This is a genomic window from Pedobacter chinensis, from assembly GCF_003339865.1.
Classification (GTDB): Bacteria; Bacteroidota; Bacteroidia; order Sphingobacteriales; family Sphingobacteriaceae; genus Pedobacter; species Pedobacter chinensis.
In genome coordinates, this window is sequence record NZ_QPKV01000004.1 from 247,436 (window position 1) to 261,854 (window position 14,419).

Below are 14,419 nucleotides of genomic sequence, written 5' to 3' on the forward strand. Positions count from 1 at the left end.
TCCTAACGGCAAAACAATTCATTTTTCGATAGCTAAAAAAGATTGGATCTGAACCCAAAGCCTGAAAAAACAGGAATGGCTCATGCGCTGATAAGATGCAAGAGACTCCCCAACTTCAACTTCCTTAGTTTCAACGTCAGGCAAATTTCTCTCAGGAGGGCAGGGGCTACAAGCTGATCATCAGCCCCCCGCAGGCATAAAGCCAAAATCCATAGCGTAAAAACCAACAAACAATACAGGAACGCGTACTTCTATTTTTTTATATAAAGTAGGTTTGGGAAAGTTAGTTCTATGTTTTTTTATAACGCAAGGTTCTGACGGCATTTCAGATTATCTCACATAAAATGGAATGTTAGCGGTCGCGACATTGTTTTTTCCGTCAGCTACATAAACAAATAAACGGTAAGCACCGGGTTTTTCTGGGGCTGTTAAATCCACTTTATCCGGTGATGTCTTAATCAGACCCTTTATCGCCTGCGGCCTGGTTTCTTTATCTCCACCCTGACCAAGATCGGTTGCTTCGGGTAAGATCTCCCATCTGGTTTCCAGTTGATCGCCGTCCGGATCTGAAACAGAAAGAAATACCGGATAAGTTTTAGTTGGGGATAAATAAATAAAATCCAATGCCTTTTTGCCGTCTAAGTGAATGGCGTTAAGGTGAGGCGCTTTATTGGCTGGCCATTTTCCACTCCACTCATATTCCATTACATCTACAACTTCGGAATCCTCACCTGCCTCCGTGAAGAGCCCATACCAGGTTGGTGTACGTTCCTGTTTTTGTCCCCAGAGAAATACATAAGATCCCAGGCAGTTTTCGTCTTTTAAAATAGAAGCTTCATACCTTGATCGATAAACGGCCGCTTTTTCGCTGCTGCTTTCTTCAATAGGGGCGCCCCAAGGGGTTTTTGGGCACTCCCAATGACCAGTCGGCCCCCATTCGGTAACCATATAGGCGGCACTCCATCCGGCCGCGGTCAACATCTCTGGAACTTTTGCAAGCTCGCCATAGACCTGTACAGAGAGTAAATCCAGCTCCGGGCATTTCGTTTTAATAAAATTTATCACGCCCTTGTTTACGCCGGCAAGCATCGTTGTCGCCGGATGGTTTCCGTCTTCCTGGTGGATCATTTTTGCAATCTCATTTACCGCATCCCAAACCTTAGGATTTTTATAATCAAGATTTAACTCATTTCCAATTCCCCAGGCCAGTAAAGCCGGATGATTTTTATATTTACGGACTTCCGTGCGCAAGCGTTCAAGTTGCTTCTTTACTGCAACAGAATCATCATAATTGAAGCCGTGTCGCTCCCTGGCTACATTTAAACCCATGGTAACGGTCAGCCCAAGTTTATCCGCACGGTTTAAAACCTCATCCCCGTTATTGCTGTTCCAGGTGCGAACCGAATTTCCACCCGAAGCTTTCAGCTTTTCCATGTTATAAGTTCCGCCAGCACCTTTTATGAAGTAGGATTTCCCTGATCTTAAAAGTTCATAACCATTCGCGGTTTTACGGATTTCAACTTTAACGGGTTTTAGGATCTGCTGGGCCAGCACAAAATTTAAAGGTAGTACAAATGCAAGCAGGGCAAGACAGGTTTTAAATATTTGGTTCATTTTTTATAAAACTTGATCTGTAAATTACCAATGTTGTTTTATTATTTGTCCATTTAACTAATTTGTTACATGCAGGTTGTACACATTAGGATGTTCTGCGGCAGCGTAAAGAAGTATTTGATACAAAACCGTTATTGTTTCTGGTTGAAAGTATGTCTGAGCCTAATTTATTACAACGGTTTTAATTTTAGAAGACAATGTTTGGATTAAAACGGGATCCCGAACAACACAAGAGCAAGAATCATAGTAAGAGAATCAGGCGACTGCTAACGGCCGGCAAGACCTGGTTCTGGGCCAATGTCATTAAGTTAAGGAGAAAACAAAAAATAATTGTCATTCTGAACGCAGTGAAGACCGCGAAGCAGCTACGAAGTAAATCCCTGACTTACAGGCATTGTACTTGCTTTACCGCTGACTTTGTTTTGCATATGGATGGTTAACTATACTATTATGATGAGGAAAGGCGAGTGGTCAAGGTGTGGGAGCAGCAAAAACGAGAATACTTACAACAGGTCCGGCTGGGCATCACTAACTACGCGACCTCCGATGAAATCACATTTACAGCATCAAAGCGAGCTTTTTTATGCTTCATGCCAATTTTATAATGCGCAGAATTTGGTTTCAGGTACCAAACAGCTATCCCTGCTATTGACATAAATGACTGATCGGCCTCAGCTAGTAGGGTACGTCTTTTTACAAAACACGGTCCCTGATCTTCACTGCCGGATTCCCCTGATAAATACTGTATGAGGCCAAATCATTAACCGCTACACTTCCCATCGTTAATACAGCATGCGACATTAGCTTCACACCAGGACCTACCTGGGCAGCAGCACCCACCCATACGCCTTCTTCTAGAATGATTGGCTTAGTGATCAAATCAAACCCCGGGTTTTTATAATTATGGTTACCGGTCATTAACATCGCTTGTTGTGAGATGCAACAATTCGCGCCAATCCTTACCCAATCGAGATTTTCGATATAGCAATCCGCCAGCCAGCTAAAATCTCCAATCATCAGTTTCCATGGGTATTTGATATGAATGCCAGGTTTAAGCCTGGTTTGTTTGCCAATTTTAGCACCAAATAATCTTAATATTAAAACCAAAACTGCACTAAATGGAATCATACGGCTTTTAAAAAAAAGCACATCTGTAAAATACCAAAGAAACTGTTTCAGCTTAGAGGCTCCGATCTTAAAATCGCCGGTATTGAAGTTTTTATGTAATTGTGTTTTGTTCACTTAGTCTTCTTTGGATCTATCTGGTCAATCTAAAATCCGTATGGTTAATTATTTCTTACTTTTGGTGTTTTTCCTGATCCAAAAATATAAGATTATAAAAATGCAGATATAAACCAGAACATTAAAAATCTCATGATGATATTCAAAATAATTTCTCTGACTTTGAAAGAAGCCAAACAACAATCCTAATCCTGCAATTCTGGCAATATTTAAGAGATAAATCGTAATCAATCCAATGGCCAGCATTTTAAAAGTAGATTTCCAGGGGGCAGGAAAAGCCAGCACAAAGGCTGCTAAAAAACTCATTACACCCAGTCCAAGACAAGAGTAATTAATGCGTAAGTAGGGGCCATTGACCACCATCACATCCATTTCATTATGAATGGCATAAAAGCCAAATAATTTAATGATCCAAACCGCAGGCTTGATCAGTGCCGTTTTCAGTCCCTGGATATAATTGAAATGGTCGGCAATAAAAGCATTGTAGTAACGGGAACCAGGGCTCATCACACTGTTCATGAACAAATTGCCCTGACTAAAAAGTATATAAAGTATAAATAGAGCGATAACAAATTTAATGGCTTTTCGATCTGCTTGTTTCTTGGCTTCTTGGGGAGTGATTTCGTTCATGTTTAAAGGAGTGTTTAAAGTTATGCTTTTTCAGTAATATGTAGAGATAGGTATTTGGGCGTGAAAATGTTTTTTAGATGGAAGGATATTGGTGGGGATTGGTTGATAAATTAATCCCTAACCCTTCTCAGTTCCTTAATTTTTTGATCAACCAATTTTCTAAACCATAAACCCTGCAGATAATGGAAGCGTCTTCCGGTTTTGCCATCAAATACACCCAATTGAAAAATCATGCGATAGCTAAAATATAGATAGGGACGTAATCCAAGAGGCAGTTTCCACCACAAGTTTTTAAACCAGGCTTTTCTTTCATTTGGTTCTCCGAACAACCGTGGTTTTGTACTTTGATATCTTACTCCTTTTACTCTTTCCATCTCTTCTTCGGCAATCAGGTCACTGTAACGTTCATGTTTTTTGAACCAGAAATCGATATTGTTTTCTTTTAAGTTTTCTTCGATGAGGTATCCTTTTTTCCAGATAGTTGTTTTGCCGGTTACGATAAACCGATGATCCATATTTTCATTTAAATCAGAGTAGCCATTGCCAGTTCTGAACATTTTCAAAAGATAAAATGGGTAATAACCACCATACCTAATCCAATGTCCCTGAAAATAATTTCTACGATTAAAGTAAATTCCACTAACATCAACGTACTTTTCATCATCAAATTCGTTGAGTATTTTAAATAGTTCAGGTGTTACAAGTTGATCAGCATCCAATCCAATCGTCCATGGAGTATCAACATTAAAATTTCTCAATGCATGATCCCATTGTTTAGGATGATTGACAAAGGGATTGGTTTTCACTTCAGCACCATAGCTTGCTGCAATTTTTACAGTGTCATCAGTGCTTCCACTATCTAAAACATAAGTTTTAGCACTTAAGCCTTTTATCGACTCCAGTAGCCGGGGCAGATGAATCTCTTCATTAAATGTGAGGATGATGAAGCTAAAGTTTTTATTCATTATATAGTTGTCCCATATTTATTGTCTCTTCTTATCCTCCACTAACATCAACGTACTTTTCATCATCAAATTCGTTGAGTATTTTAAATAGTTCAGGTGTTACAAGTTGATCAGCATCCAATCCAATCGTCCATGGAGTATCAACATTAAAATTTCTCAATGCATGATCCCATTGTTTAGGATGATTGACAAAGGGATTGGTTTTCACTTCAGCACCATAGCTTGCTGCAATTTTTACAGTGTCATCAGTGCTTCCACTATCTAAAACATAAGTTTTAGCACTTAAGCCTTTTATCGACTCCAGTAGCCGGGGCAGATGAATCTCTTCATTAAATGTGAGGATGATGAAGCTAAAGTTTTTATTCATTATATAGTTGTCCCATATTTATTGTCTCTTCTTATCCGCCTGTTGGCATCTTTCCCCTTTAAGGGAAATGGTCTGTGAGTGGATGTTACGCAGGATGTTGCCAAAATAATAAATCCTTGTTAATCTTCTCAAGGTATGAAAAAGCGCTAAAAACTCCTTTCCTCGATAAATAGCCCCCTCTCTTCAAGGAGAGGGCGGGGGGAGAGGTTATTCCAATCAATGTAAACAACTGCTTGAAAATTTATAAGTTACCCCTATCCGCCTGTTGGCATCTTTCCCCTTTAAGGGAAATGGTCTGTGAGTGGATGTTACGCAGGATGTTGCCAAAATAATAAATCCTTGTTAATCTTCCCAAGGCATGAAAAAGCGCTAAAAACTCCTTCCCTCGATAAATAGCCCCCTCTCTTCAAGGAGAGGGCGGGGGGGAGAGTTTATTCCAATCAATGTAAACAACTGCTTGAAAATTTATAAGTTACCCCTATCCGCCTGTTGGCATCTTTCCCCTTTAAAGGGAATGGTCTGTAAGTGAATGTTACGCATGATGTGCCAAAATAATAAATCCTTGTTAATCTTCTCAAGGTATGAAAAAGCGCTAAAAACTCCTTTCCTCGATAGTAGCTCCCTCTCTTCAAGGAGAGGGCGGGGGGGAGAGTTTATTCCAATCAATGTAAACAACTGCTTGAAAATTTATAAGTTACCCCTATCCGCCTGTCGGCACCTTTCCCCTTTAAGGGAAAGGGTCTGTAAGTGAATGTTACGCAGGATGTTGCCAACATAATAAATCCTTGTTAATCTTCTCAAGGTATGAAAAAGCACCAAAAACTCCTTTCCTCGATAAGTAGCTCCCTCTCTTCAAGGAGAGGGCGGGGGGAGAGGTTTCAAACTCCCTATTTACAACTCACACGATCATACAACTCCAAATACCGCATTACCAACACCTCATCACTAAAATCTTTGTCGATAATAATCGGAGCAGTGTTCCTGATTATTTTTCTTTTCTCTAAATCTTCAAAAGCGTTTAAAATTCTGAAACGAATATCTTCAATGGCCAACGCACAAATCCATCCCAGATCATTCTCTTCAACATAATCTGCCAATCCAACATGTTCAGAAACCAAAACGGGTGTACCCACGCTTAAACTTTCAATGATCACGTTGGCGAAATTCTCATTATAAGAGGTAAGCACAAGCAAATCATGTTCAGCCATTAACCTGAATTTATCCTGATCCGAAACCTGTCCAATCCAATGGATGTGTTCACTAAGCTTTAGGCCTTGGACTTTAAGCTTTAGACTCTCCATGTAGCTTTCCTTACCTGCACCCGCAATGGTTAAGCTCCATGGTATTACGAGTGTAGATAAAGCGTCAAATAGTAATTCCAGCCCTTTTTTTTCTTCAATTCTGGACAGGAAGATTAATTTAAACAATTTCTCTTTATCTTCTACGATTGCCGCATGTCGCTCTCCGCGCTCCACTCTTCGCTTCTTCTTGATGCCTGGTACCTGAATATTGATCAGATTCGGAATCACAGTAATGCTTTGAGGCTGAACAATCTCCAGAATATCTTTTTTTTCCTGTTCGCTGGTGGCATGTATGTGGCAGTATTGTAGTAATTTTTTTCCTATCAGTTTATGGATAAGCTTTTTTGAAAAGGAATTTCGATTGTGTTGCGTATAAGAAGTAAGCATTCCCCTTGGAGATAAAACCACAGGAATTTGATACCATTTAGCAACCAGACAACTCAAAACAGAAACCAGATTCCACCAGGCGTGGATGTGAATAATGAGTTCGGAGTTTGGAGTTTGGGGTTTGGAGTTTGGTTGTCTGTCATCCTGCGCTTGTCGAAGGATCTCTCTTCGTAATCCCTGCAATAACCCAGGTGAAAAATGACTGTGATCTTTGGTCCAGCGCTTAAAATAAGTAACAGGAACTCCATTAACTAAAACACTTTTTCCAACTTCAACATCAAGCTCTTTATTGCCATTGGCTGTGGTCGTTAAAACTTCAATTTCATTTTTTTCAAAATGGTCATCCGGAGCAATGTTATCCTGAGCATAGTCAAAATTCCCCAACTCACCACCTTCCCAACCCCCACCTTCTATAAGCGCCTCACACAACTTCCCTACAGATTGTATAGGTCCACCGTAAATGTATGCTGGCTTGTAAGAAGCAGTAATGTGAATAATTTTCAATATGATATAATTTTCATTCTATACCTAAAAACCCCTAACCAACTCCCCAATTTACCAACTTACCAACTCTCCAACTAAACTACCCCTCAATTCTAAATAAAATCCCCCGGGCCTTAAAAATCAGATAAAAAATAAACATGGTAACCAGGCTCCAGAAAACAGCATTGATCAAAAACTCGAAACTGTTTCCTCGCCATAAAATCTGAAATAGTCCGGCAAACATCACAGCAGTCCCCATAAAATAACTGCCAAATAAACGCTCTGCCAGTTGCGATATTTTTTGCGCAACATACCCGTATAAAAACAAACCCATCCAGATCCCGATTGCGCCATAAGAAAGGTAACAATCTACAATATAAGCTGGTTTTGCCGATACGATGGATAAACGATCTACCACACCAGCAGCGTACACGCGACTCATAATCATTTGTTCCACATCTGGCTTGCCTGGCCAGAAAAAACGAGGTACAATGGTTTTAATACCGTCTTGAAGTATGGTGGTTTTATAGTAGGGAATAAACCTTGGTGTAGATTGTGTATATCTGATAAACATGTCAATTTCTGATAACCTGCCTGTTAAAAAGGCCCAGTTATCCTCTCTTAAATCCTCTGCCAGATTTTCATTGTTAATAATCCGGTCAATACTTTTATCACGGGCGGTAATTGAATCACCACCCTCTGAAACTATTTTCCTGAAATTACCGATAAATGTGGGGAGTACAAAGAATAGTAACAGTAATAATGAACCGAATACAGGCAGGATTTTTTTACCATAAACGGGTAAAAGAAATACACCCAACAGGAGTACGCAAATAATAATGGGTTCTTTAAAACCAGAGCTTAGGGCACTAATCATATTTAAAGTAAATAATCCGCCTGCAGCCCATAGGTTTACCCTTTTATGTTCCCTGATGGCAAAAGCCAATGCAATGGCACCAGCAACAAAACTTAATCCACTTAACTGAACGCTAAACTGACTTAAGGCTCCAACTCTGGAAAAAAAATAGCTCAATGGTAAACAGAAAAAGGAAATGCCGAGCAGGAGATTACTCATGGAGGGAGCGTAGAGTTGATAACGTTTTTCCTGTGGATATTTCATCGCATTTAATATTCCATGCACCAATGCCGCATGCCCCAGTACATAATAGCGCTGGCACTGGGCGATGGATTCGTAGATATCTCCCATAAACGGATTTCGATTTCCAACATAGGTTAAATATTCATAACCCAGTGCATTGAGATAGTAAAAAATTGAAGTACAGGCCATATAGCCGGCAAATATGATATGCAGGAAAAAAACAGGCCTTAAGAGCTGCTCAATCACGGGCAGGTCATCAGGCAGTTTTTTAATGATGCCTTTATAACAAACCAGAAAAATTAAGAAAGAACCTAACCAGGCAATGAGATAAGAAGTATGAGGTAACGATTGAAATGCCCAGGCCAGTAAAAACGGGAAATACAGCAGCAGATAATAAATAGGTTTAGTTGGTCTCATTCAGCAAATTTATAATTTGTTTAACTTGTATTTCGAAAGACCAATGCTGAATCATTTTTTTACTTTCTATGCCCATCGTGGTTAATCTGGCTTTATCTTTTAACAGATTTTGTAGCTTACTTTTTAAATCAGAAAAATTATTGGCCACGAAAACTTCGCCATTTACCCCGGCTTTAACAAGATCAGGAGCACAGCCTACTTTATTTGACACCAATACTGCTTTTCCACAGGCCATGGCCTCGTTTACGGCTAAACCCCATGTTTCGCCTGGCCCCTTAGAGGGTAGACAAAATAAATCACAAGCCTGATACACCGCCGGCATCAGGCTTTGGTTCTGAAAATCCATAAAATGCACGTGTGTCATGCTGAGCTTAGTCGAAGCATCTTTTTTAACTTTAGATTTCAGAGCATCCTCTAACTTACCGTTTCCTACAAACAATAAGTGAACATTTTCTAAATTTAATTTTCGAAAAGCGGCTAATAACAACTCTGGATTTTTCTTAGATTCTAGTTTTCCAGCAAATAAAATAAGAACATCATCAGTTTTTATATTTAATTGTTCTCTTAAAGTATTGCTTTCTATTCTCCGATCTGCTGCAAAGCGATCATTATCTATTGCATGTGGAGCAAAAATGAGTTGCTGTGGTTTTAGACCAGACTTTTCAAAATAGGCCTTGTTCGCGGTTCCTACGTAAAATGCTTTATCTACATGCCGGTAGACCCATTTTAGAAACAAGCTACGTAAAAGCTGTTTTAATCCTTTTTGCTCATCAATTAGTGTTGAATCGCCCCTAAACCAGATCGGTATTTTACCTTTAAAATAACGCAGGGCGGATAAATGACTTTGATAAGCCCAGCCGTAGATCAGGATGGCAGCTGGATCGAAATTTTTAATGCTGCTGATTAATGCTGGATTGATAATACCATTAAAATGATGTGAACCAGGATCCTTAGCGGTATTGTTTAAAAACTCATAATTATAGCCAACTAATAAGGGAATATCCCATTCAATGTGCTGCTTAAAATCGGGGTCATATTTTGCTTCAGCTCCCTTTTCTCCCCAGGTGTAAAATACTTTCAGATCACAATTTTTGGCCAATTGCTGGTATAAGGGAATATAGTATTGAATAGGATGGGTAGAAATGATGGCAAGCTTTTTCAATTAAACAGACTGATTAAAAATTGTAAACGGAACTGCACTTTTTAACCGGTAAACTACATACGCCAAATCTCTGATATAAATAGTGTTGTGTGTGCCAAATGTATCAAGTTCCTCAATTTTTCTTTCTATGGGGTGGTACTCATAAGGTTTAAAACCATGGCTTAAAAGTTTTGCATGGATCTGATTATCATCATATCCATATCTGCCACCACTCCCATTCAGTTCAATAATGATCGCTTTTAATGCTTTATCATTTAAGATTTGATCAGCACCTTTTAACACTGCTGTTTCGAATCCTTCCACATCTATTTTAATCAAAGCTGGATTGTTTGCCGGATAATAATTATCTAAAAAAACGATAGGGACTAAAATCGAATTTTGGTGCTCCTGATCTTCCAGAATTACATGGTTTGTGGTATCTTCTTCAGCTGTAAACCGGAGATTTCCCTCTTCACTACCGACTCCCTTGTTCTCAATGGTTACTAAATCATTAAGTTTGTTCAGATTGATGTTTTTCTTCAGGATATGGTATGTAGTTGGGACTGGTTCAAAAGAAATGGTTTTAGAACGACAAACTCCCGAAGCTAATAAAGTATAAGCGCCTACATTTGCTCCTACATCAAAAAATGTATCTTCATTTCTTAAAAAGTGTAATAAAAAACCCATGTCGTTAAACTCGTGAAGGCCAGTGTAGATATTACCTGTAATGCCAGTTAAGCCACTTTTTGCAAAGAAATGGATGCCGTTTATAAATTTTACTTTTTGAAAACCACTAGTTAACCTACTTCTAATTTGCCAGCTTATAAATTTAAAATATGCCCTTAATAAATGCCTTTTTGCTAAAGGGTGTTCGTGTATAAAACCGAATGTCCTTTTAATGGCATTCATTTAATAACCTGATTAAATAATTCACATTGTTTTTTGGTCAACTTTTCTGCACTATAAGATTTTAAGTGATTAGAGTTACGGTTTATAACTTGAGGAATATGATCTATAATTTGCTCAAAGGCAGATATTAATTTTTGCATAGCACCATTTTCCGTATATTTTATCACACTTCCAGCACCAGAATTTTCTATTGCACTTACCGCTGGGCTATCAAGTTTAAATATGCTAATTAATGGTTTACTTGCTGAGATATAAGTATATATTTTAGATGGATTATATGATGTTTCATCAGAGCCTAATATCATTAACGCATTTGCTTTTTTTAATAAATATAAAGAATCAAAATATCCAATTCTAGTAACTCTTTCTGTAACACAATCTTCAACTTTATGGTTTTTTGCTATCGGTAATACAGTAGCTTTCCCCTCATTATCTGGGGCGTAACTCGTGCCTATAAAATAGAAATGTAGTTTTTTATATAAGTGAATTTGCTCTTGTCTTAAATAAGCCAAAGTTTTACATAGAAAAGAAATGCTTTCCTTCATGATATCACCTACCGCGCCAGTATAAATAATATTTATTTTATGATCCTTTAAATCGATAACCTGATTTTGAATATATTGATCTGCGATTTTAAAATCAGTTTCATTTACTCCAAATGGAACAATTGCAAAAGGTACATTCTTTATGATGGGATATCTTTGAAACAAATCGTCAACATAATGTTTGGTAACACTAATTAAACCATCGACGCTTTTTAGGGCGATAGGTTCCAAATATTTATTTAAACGATAAGAGAACCAATATTTTTTTGGTCTTTCATTTTTAGGTTTATTTTGATAATAATTGCTATGCCAGGGATCTTGCATATCGATTACGTAAGGGATGTTAAATTTTTCTTTCCAATGCTTTCCTAAGATGCAAATTGGAAATTGAGTGGTAGAAAAATAGATTAGATCAAATTTTTCTTTTTTTAATAATCTATCAACGTAATTTTTATAAAATAACAATGATCGAATAGCAATGCTACCTAACCCAAATTTGCTCGTTATTTTTTTAGAGAAAGCATTAACTAGATGTATTTTAATATTTTTGGGGACAGAGTGTAACAACAATTTATCTTTGGTCAGATCAGAAAATTTCGGATTTACACAAACAACTTCTGCAGCCCAGCCAAATTTTTCAAAATACGGTAAACTTGTTCTGATCCTCTGCATATCTGCAGCATTGGATGGAGGGAAGTAAGGAGAAATAATAAGCAACTTACGCATCAATATTAAGCTTTAAAGCAATTTTTTCAATCAATTTTTCTCTATAGTTCTCCCACTGCCAGGATTTAGCTTTGTTATGGGCATTAGTACTCATTTTTTTTAATTGATCTTTATTAGCTATGCACCAATTTATTTTATCTAATAAATCCTGATCGTCTCCAGCATTAATTAATAAGCCATCATGTCCATGCTTAATTAGATCAGGACCTGCAGAATTCCTACTTGCAATCACTGGTAATCCCCTTGCCATTGCTTCAGTAATTACCATTCCAAAGCCATCTGCTAAGGTCGGGAAAACAAAAACATTTGCTTGGTCATATAGTTTATTCAATTCAGATTGATGCACAAAATCGATTAATTTTACATTACTTGGTAGATTTGCGGTAAGTAGGTCTGGTAGGAGATTTTTGCCAACAAGTGTTAACAATAAATCGGCATTATCTGAAAAATGATTATTCCATATTTCAATTAAAAGGTGGGTGCCCTTATTTACACTTAATGATCCGGCATATAAGAAATGTATCTTAGGTATAACATTTGGATAGTTGATTTGAACAGCTGGTTTAGGAAATGCTAGGGGAACAATAATGATTTTTCTTTCATCTACATTGCCATCAACTAATGTTCCTTTGGTAAAGGATGAATTACATATAATTAAGTCTGCTAAATCATGTTCTTTCTTCTTTCTAGCATTTCGTCTTAATAAATGCCTACCTGTTAACCTTTTTATATATGCAGATCTTAGATTAGGATATTTTTCAAATTGTTGATCAATTAATGTATTAACAGCTCCATAATGTCTACTGGTTTGTTCTAAAATTCTAAAAATCCCCAACTTTTTTGCTCTTTCAAAGGTATACATTGCAGCATGTTCATATGAATGAATAATCTTTATTTTTTTACTTAATTTGCTTGCTACCCATTTATCAAAACTAAGTTCTGCCCATTCCCATATTTTATCTGTAGTTGTTAAAGATAAATAGCGAACTGCAAATAATCTGATTATTTCTTTATAAGGGTACAGTTTAATTTTTTTTGAAGAAATTTCGCTAAAATTTCGATTTTTAAACTTATAAATAATTTTTGGAGCAAGTAAACGAATAATTTTAACCCACTTGCTATTTTCATGAATAATTATAGTTGTAAACATTTGAGCTAACCAACCTGCTTCATCATAAGCTTTAATGGTTTCACTGGTAAATTTTCCAATACCAGGAAAGGAATGTAATACTGCTGATTTCAAGTTTTGTTCATCCTTTATCATTTTAGATCTGAAATTTTTCTCAATAACTTTGTCTGTTCTATATTCCAATTGAATTTAGTTTTTGCTGCATATAGTGAAGCTTTTTTTGCATATGTCAACGATTCTGGATTTTTAGCCCATTGATTCAAGACTTCCCTTACTTTGGGATCACTTTGTGTAATGAGCTTACCTGTATCTGGAATTTGATCCATTACCCATTGCTGGCCTGCAGTATTAGTAGCTAGTATAGCTAACCCAGCATTTAAATACTGAAAGAGCTTATTGGTAATGCAAATATTTCTATTTATGGGTTCATTTTGTTCCAATGCTAACCCAACATCAAAATTATACAACCATTTTTGTAAGCTGATGGGATCGCATTGTTGATAAAAATGTATTTGTGCATGCCATTTTTTATCAATTAAACTTAGTAATATTTCTTTGGTTTTATCAGAATGGGAACCTCTTAAGTGAAACTCAAAATTTAAAGTATTTAGATGGTCTAGATGTTTAAAAAAACTTTGTAAGCCCCTATTTAGACCCAATGTTTGAGAAAACCAGACAATTTTTATTGAATGATGGACATTCCCAAGTCGATATTTCTCATCGAATGGAAAAACATTGTTAATAGTGAATATTGTTTTATTTGGGTAAAGCTGTTTATAGGCCTGAGTAATTAAGGGGCTAGCGGTACTGATATAGACAGAATCTGGAAGAAAATAATTTTCAAGATTTTCAATTTTTTTTTGAAAAAATATCTCATTGCTTTCTCCCCTATGAAAATCTTCGGCGTCAAAGGCATATTTTGATTGATGAAACTTAGCAGCCCATGCTATGGCTGGTAAAGCGCCTATGGTATGACCTATAAACAAATCTGCTTTTACACTTTTTAGCATTCTTCTCATTTCTGGGAGCATCCTACTAAACTCCAACCATCTCATATCAGGTAATGCTATTTTTAATATGCTTGAAATTTTTAAACGAAAAGACGAGAGGGATCTATTAATTATTCCTTTTATGTTACTTGTTTCGAAATTTATAACATGAATCTTAGCTCCTGATAAAGATCTAAAAATTTGAATATCAAATTCAGATAAAAATTTTAGATTTTGAGAACAAATAATATGGACTTGATAACCTGAATCTAATAACGCTCGAGCTTCTTTAACAAGTCTTGGATTAGAGCTTAAATGACTTATTGTAACTAATCCAATTGTTTTAATCCTCATTTTTAGCTACTTTTTATGTTAAATTATTACCAGAACTTATATATAATGTCATTAGCAGCGCTAAATGGTTTTAAACAGCGCCTTTTTATCTTGCGGCATATAATTACAGTTGTCATAGCGA

Annotated in this window: 12 protein-coding genes; all 12 read right to left on the reverse strand. The window is 36.9% G+C overall.

Features of this window, described 5'->3' with window-relative positions; all coding sequences use genetic code 11:
• Positions 1–330 precede the first annotated feature (330 nt).
• The 12 genes from DU508_RS11365 to DU508_RS11425 all read right to left on the reverse strand — a co-directional run bounded on the left by DU508_RS11365 (position 331) and on the right by DU508_RS11425 (position 14,298).
• Entirely contained in the window at positions 331–1,614 is a 1,284-nt protein-coding gene (locus tag DU508_RS11365) for a glycoside hydrolase family 2 TIM barrel-domain containing protein (protein ID WP_115402932.1), read from the reverse strand.
• Between the two features lie 693 nt (positions 1,615–2,307).
• Positions 2,308–2,856, reverse strand: a complete 549-nt coding sequence (locus DU508_RS11375) for a WcaF family extracellular polysaccharide biosynthesis acetyltransferase (RefSeq protein ID WP_115402934.1) — start codon at positions 2,854–2,856, stop codon at positions 2,308–2,310.
• Between the two features lie 48 nt (positions 2,857–2,904).
• Positions 2,905–3,486 (reverse strand): exosortase Y, encoded by a 582-nt coding sequence (xrtY, locus tag DU508_RS11380; RefSeq protein ID WP_115402935.1) that lies wholly within the window; start codon positions 3,484–3,486, stop codon positions 2,905–2,907.
• Positions 3,487–3,596: 110 nt separating this feature from the next.
• Complete coding sequence (locus tag DU508_RS11385; RefSeq protein WP_115402936.1) at positions 3,597–4,451, reverse strand: glycosyltransferase family 2 protein; 855 nt, start codon at positions 4,449–4,451, stop codon at positions 3,597–3,599.
• A gap of 31 nt (positions 4,452–4,482) precedes the next feature.
• Complete coding sequence (locus DU508_RS11390; protein ID WP_115402937.1) at positions 4,483–4,818, reverse strand: glycosyltransferase; 336 nt, start codon at positions 4,816–4,818, stop codon at positions 4,483–4,485.
• Positions 4,819–5,705: 887 nt separating this feature from the next.
• Complete coding sequence (locus DU508_RS11395; RefSeq protein WP_115402938.1) at positions 5,706–7,010, reverse strand: XrtY-associated glycosyltransferase XYAG1; 1,305 nt, start codon at positions 7,008–7,010, stop codon at positions 5,706–5,708.
• A 79-nt stretch (positions 7,011–7,089) separates the two neighbouring features.
• Positions 7,090–8,505: an exosortase Y-associated Wzy-like protein gene (locus DU508_RS11400; RefSeq protein ID WP_115402939.1), complete on the reverse strand. Its 1,416-nt coding sequence runs from the start codon at positions 8,503–8,505 to the stop codon at positions 7,090–7,092.
• Positions 8,492–9,667: a glycosyltransferase family 4 protein gene (locus DU508_RS11405; RefSeq protein WP_115402940.1), complete on the reverse strand. Its 1,176-nt coding sequence runs from the start codon at positions 9,665–9,667 to the stop codon at positions 8,492–8,494. Before DU508_RS11405 ends, DU508_RS11400 begins: the two co-directional genes overlap by 14 nt.
• On the reverse strand, positions 9,668–10,555 hold the full coding sequence (locus tag DU508_RS11410) for an FkbM family methyltransferase (RefSeq protein WP_115402941.1): 888 nt from the start codon (positions 10,553–10,555) through the stop codon (positions 9,668–9,670).
• A complete protein-coding gene (locus DU508_RS11415; RefSeq protein ID WP_115402942.1) occupies positions 10,552–11,826 on the reverse strand; it encodes a glycosyltransferase in 1,275 nt (424 codons plus the stop codon). Before DU508_RS11415 ends, DU508_RS11410 begins: the two co-directional genes overlap by 4 nt.
• Entirely contained in the window at positions 11,819–13,138 is a 1,320-nt protein-coding gene (locus DU508_RS11420; RefSeq protein WP_147273619.1) for a glycosyltransferase family 4 protein, read from the reverse strand. The genes DU508_RS11415 and DU508_RS11420 overlap by 8 nt, the downstream gene beginning before the upstream one ends.
• Positions 13,087–14,298: a glycosyltransferase family protein gene (locus DU508_RS11425; protein ID WP_115402944.1), complete on the reverse strand. Its 1,212-nt coding sequence runs from the start codon at positions 14,296–14,298 to the stop codon at positions 13,087–13,089. The genes DU508_RS11420 and DU508_RS11425 overlap by 52 nt, the downstream gene beginning before the upstream one ends.
• Between the last annotated feature and the right edge of the window lie 121 nt (positions 14,299–14,419).

Coding starts and splice junctions, on each gene's coding strand:
- DU508_RS11365 (WP_115402932.1), bottom strand. CDS start 1,614: ATGAACCAAATATTTAAAACCTGTCTTGCCCTGCTTGCATTTGTACTA.
- xrtY (WP_115402935.1), bottom strand. CDS start 3,486: ATGAACGAAATCACTCCCCAAGAAGCCAAGAAACAAGCAGATCGAAAA.
- DU508_RS11385 (WP_115402936.1), bottom strand. CDS start 4,451: ATGAATAAAAACTTTAGCTTCATCATCCTCACATTTAATGAAGAGATT.
- DU508_RS11390 (WP_115402937.1), bottom strand. CDS start 4,818: ATGAATAAAAACTTTAGCTTCATCATCCTCACATTTAATGAAGAGATT.
- DU508_RS11400 (WP_115402939.1), bottom strand. CDS start 8,505: ATGAGACCAACTAAACCTATTTATTATCTGCTGCTGTATTTCCCGTTT.
- DU508_RS11410 (WP_115402941.1), bottom strand. CDS start 10,555: ATGAATGCCATTAAAAGGACATTCGGTTTTATACACGAACACCCTTTA.
- DU508_RS11415 (WP_115402942.1), bottom strand. CDS start 11,826: ATGCGTAAGTTGCTTATTATTTCTCCTTACTTCCCTCCATCCAATGCT.
- DU508_RS11425 (WP_115402944.1), bottom strand. CDS start 14,298: ATGAGGATTAAAACAATTGGATTAGTTACAATAAGTCATTTAAGCTCT.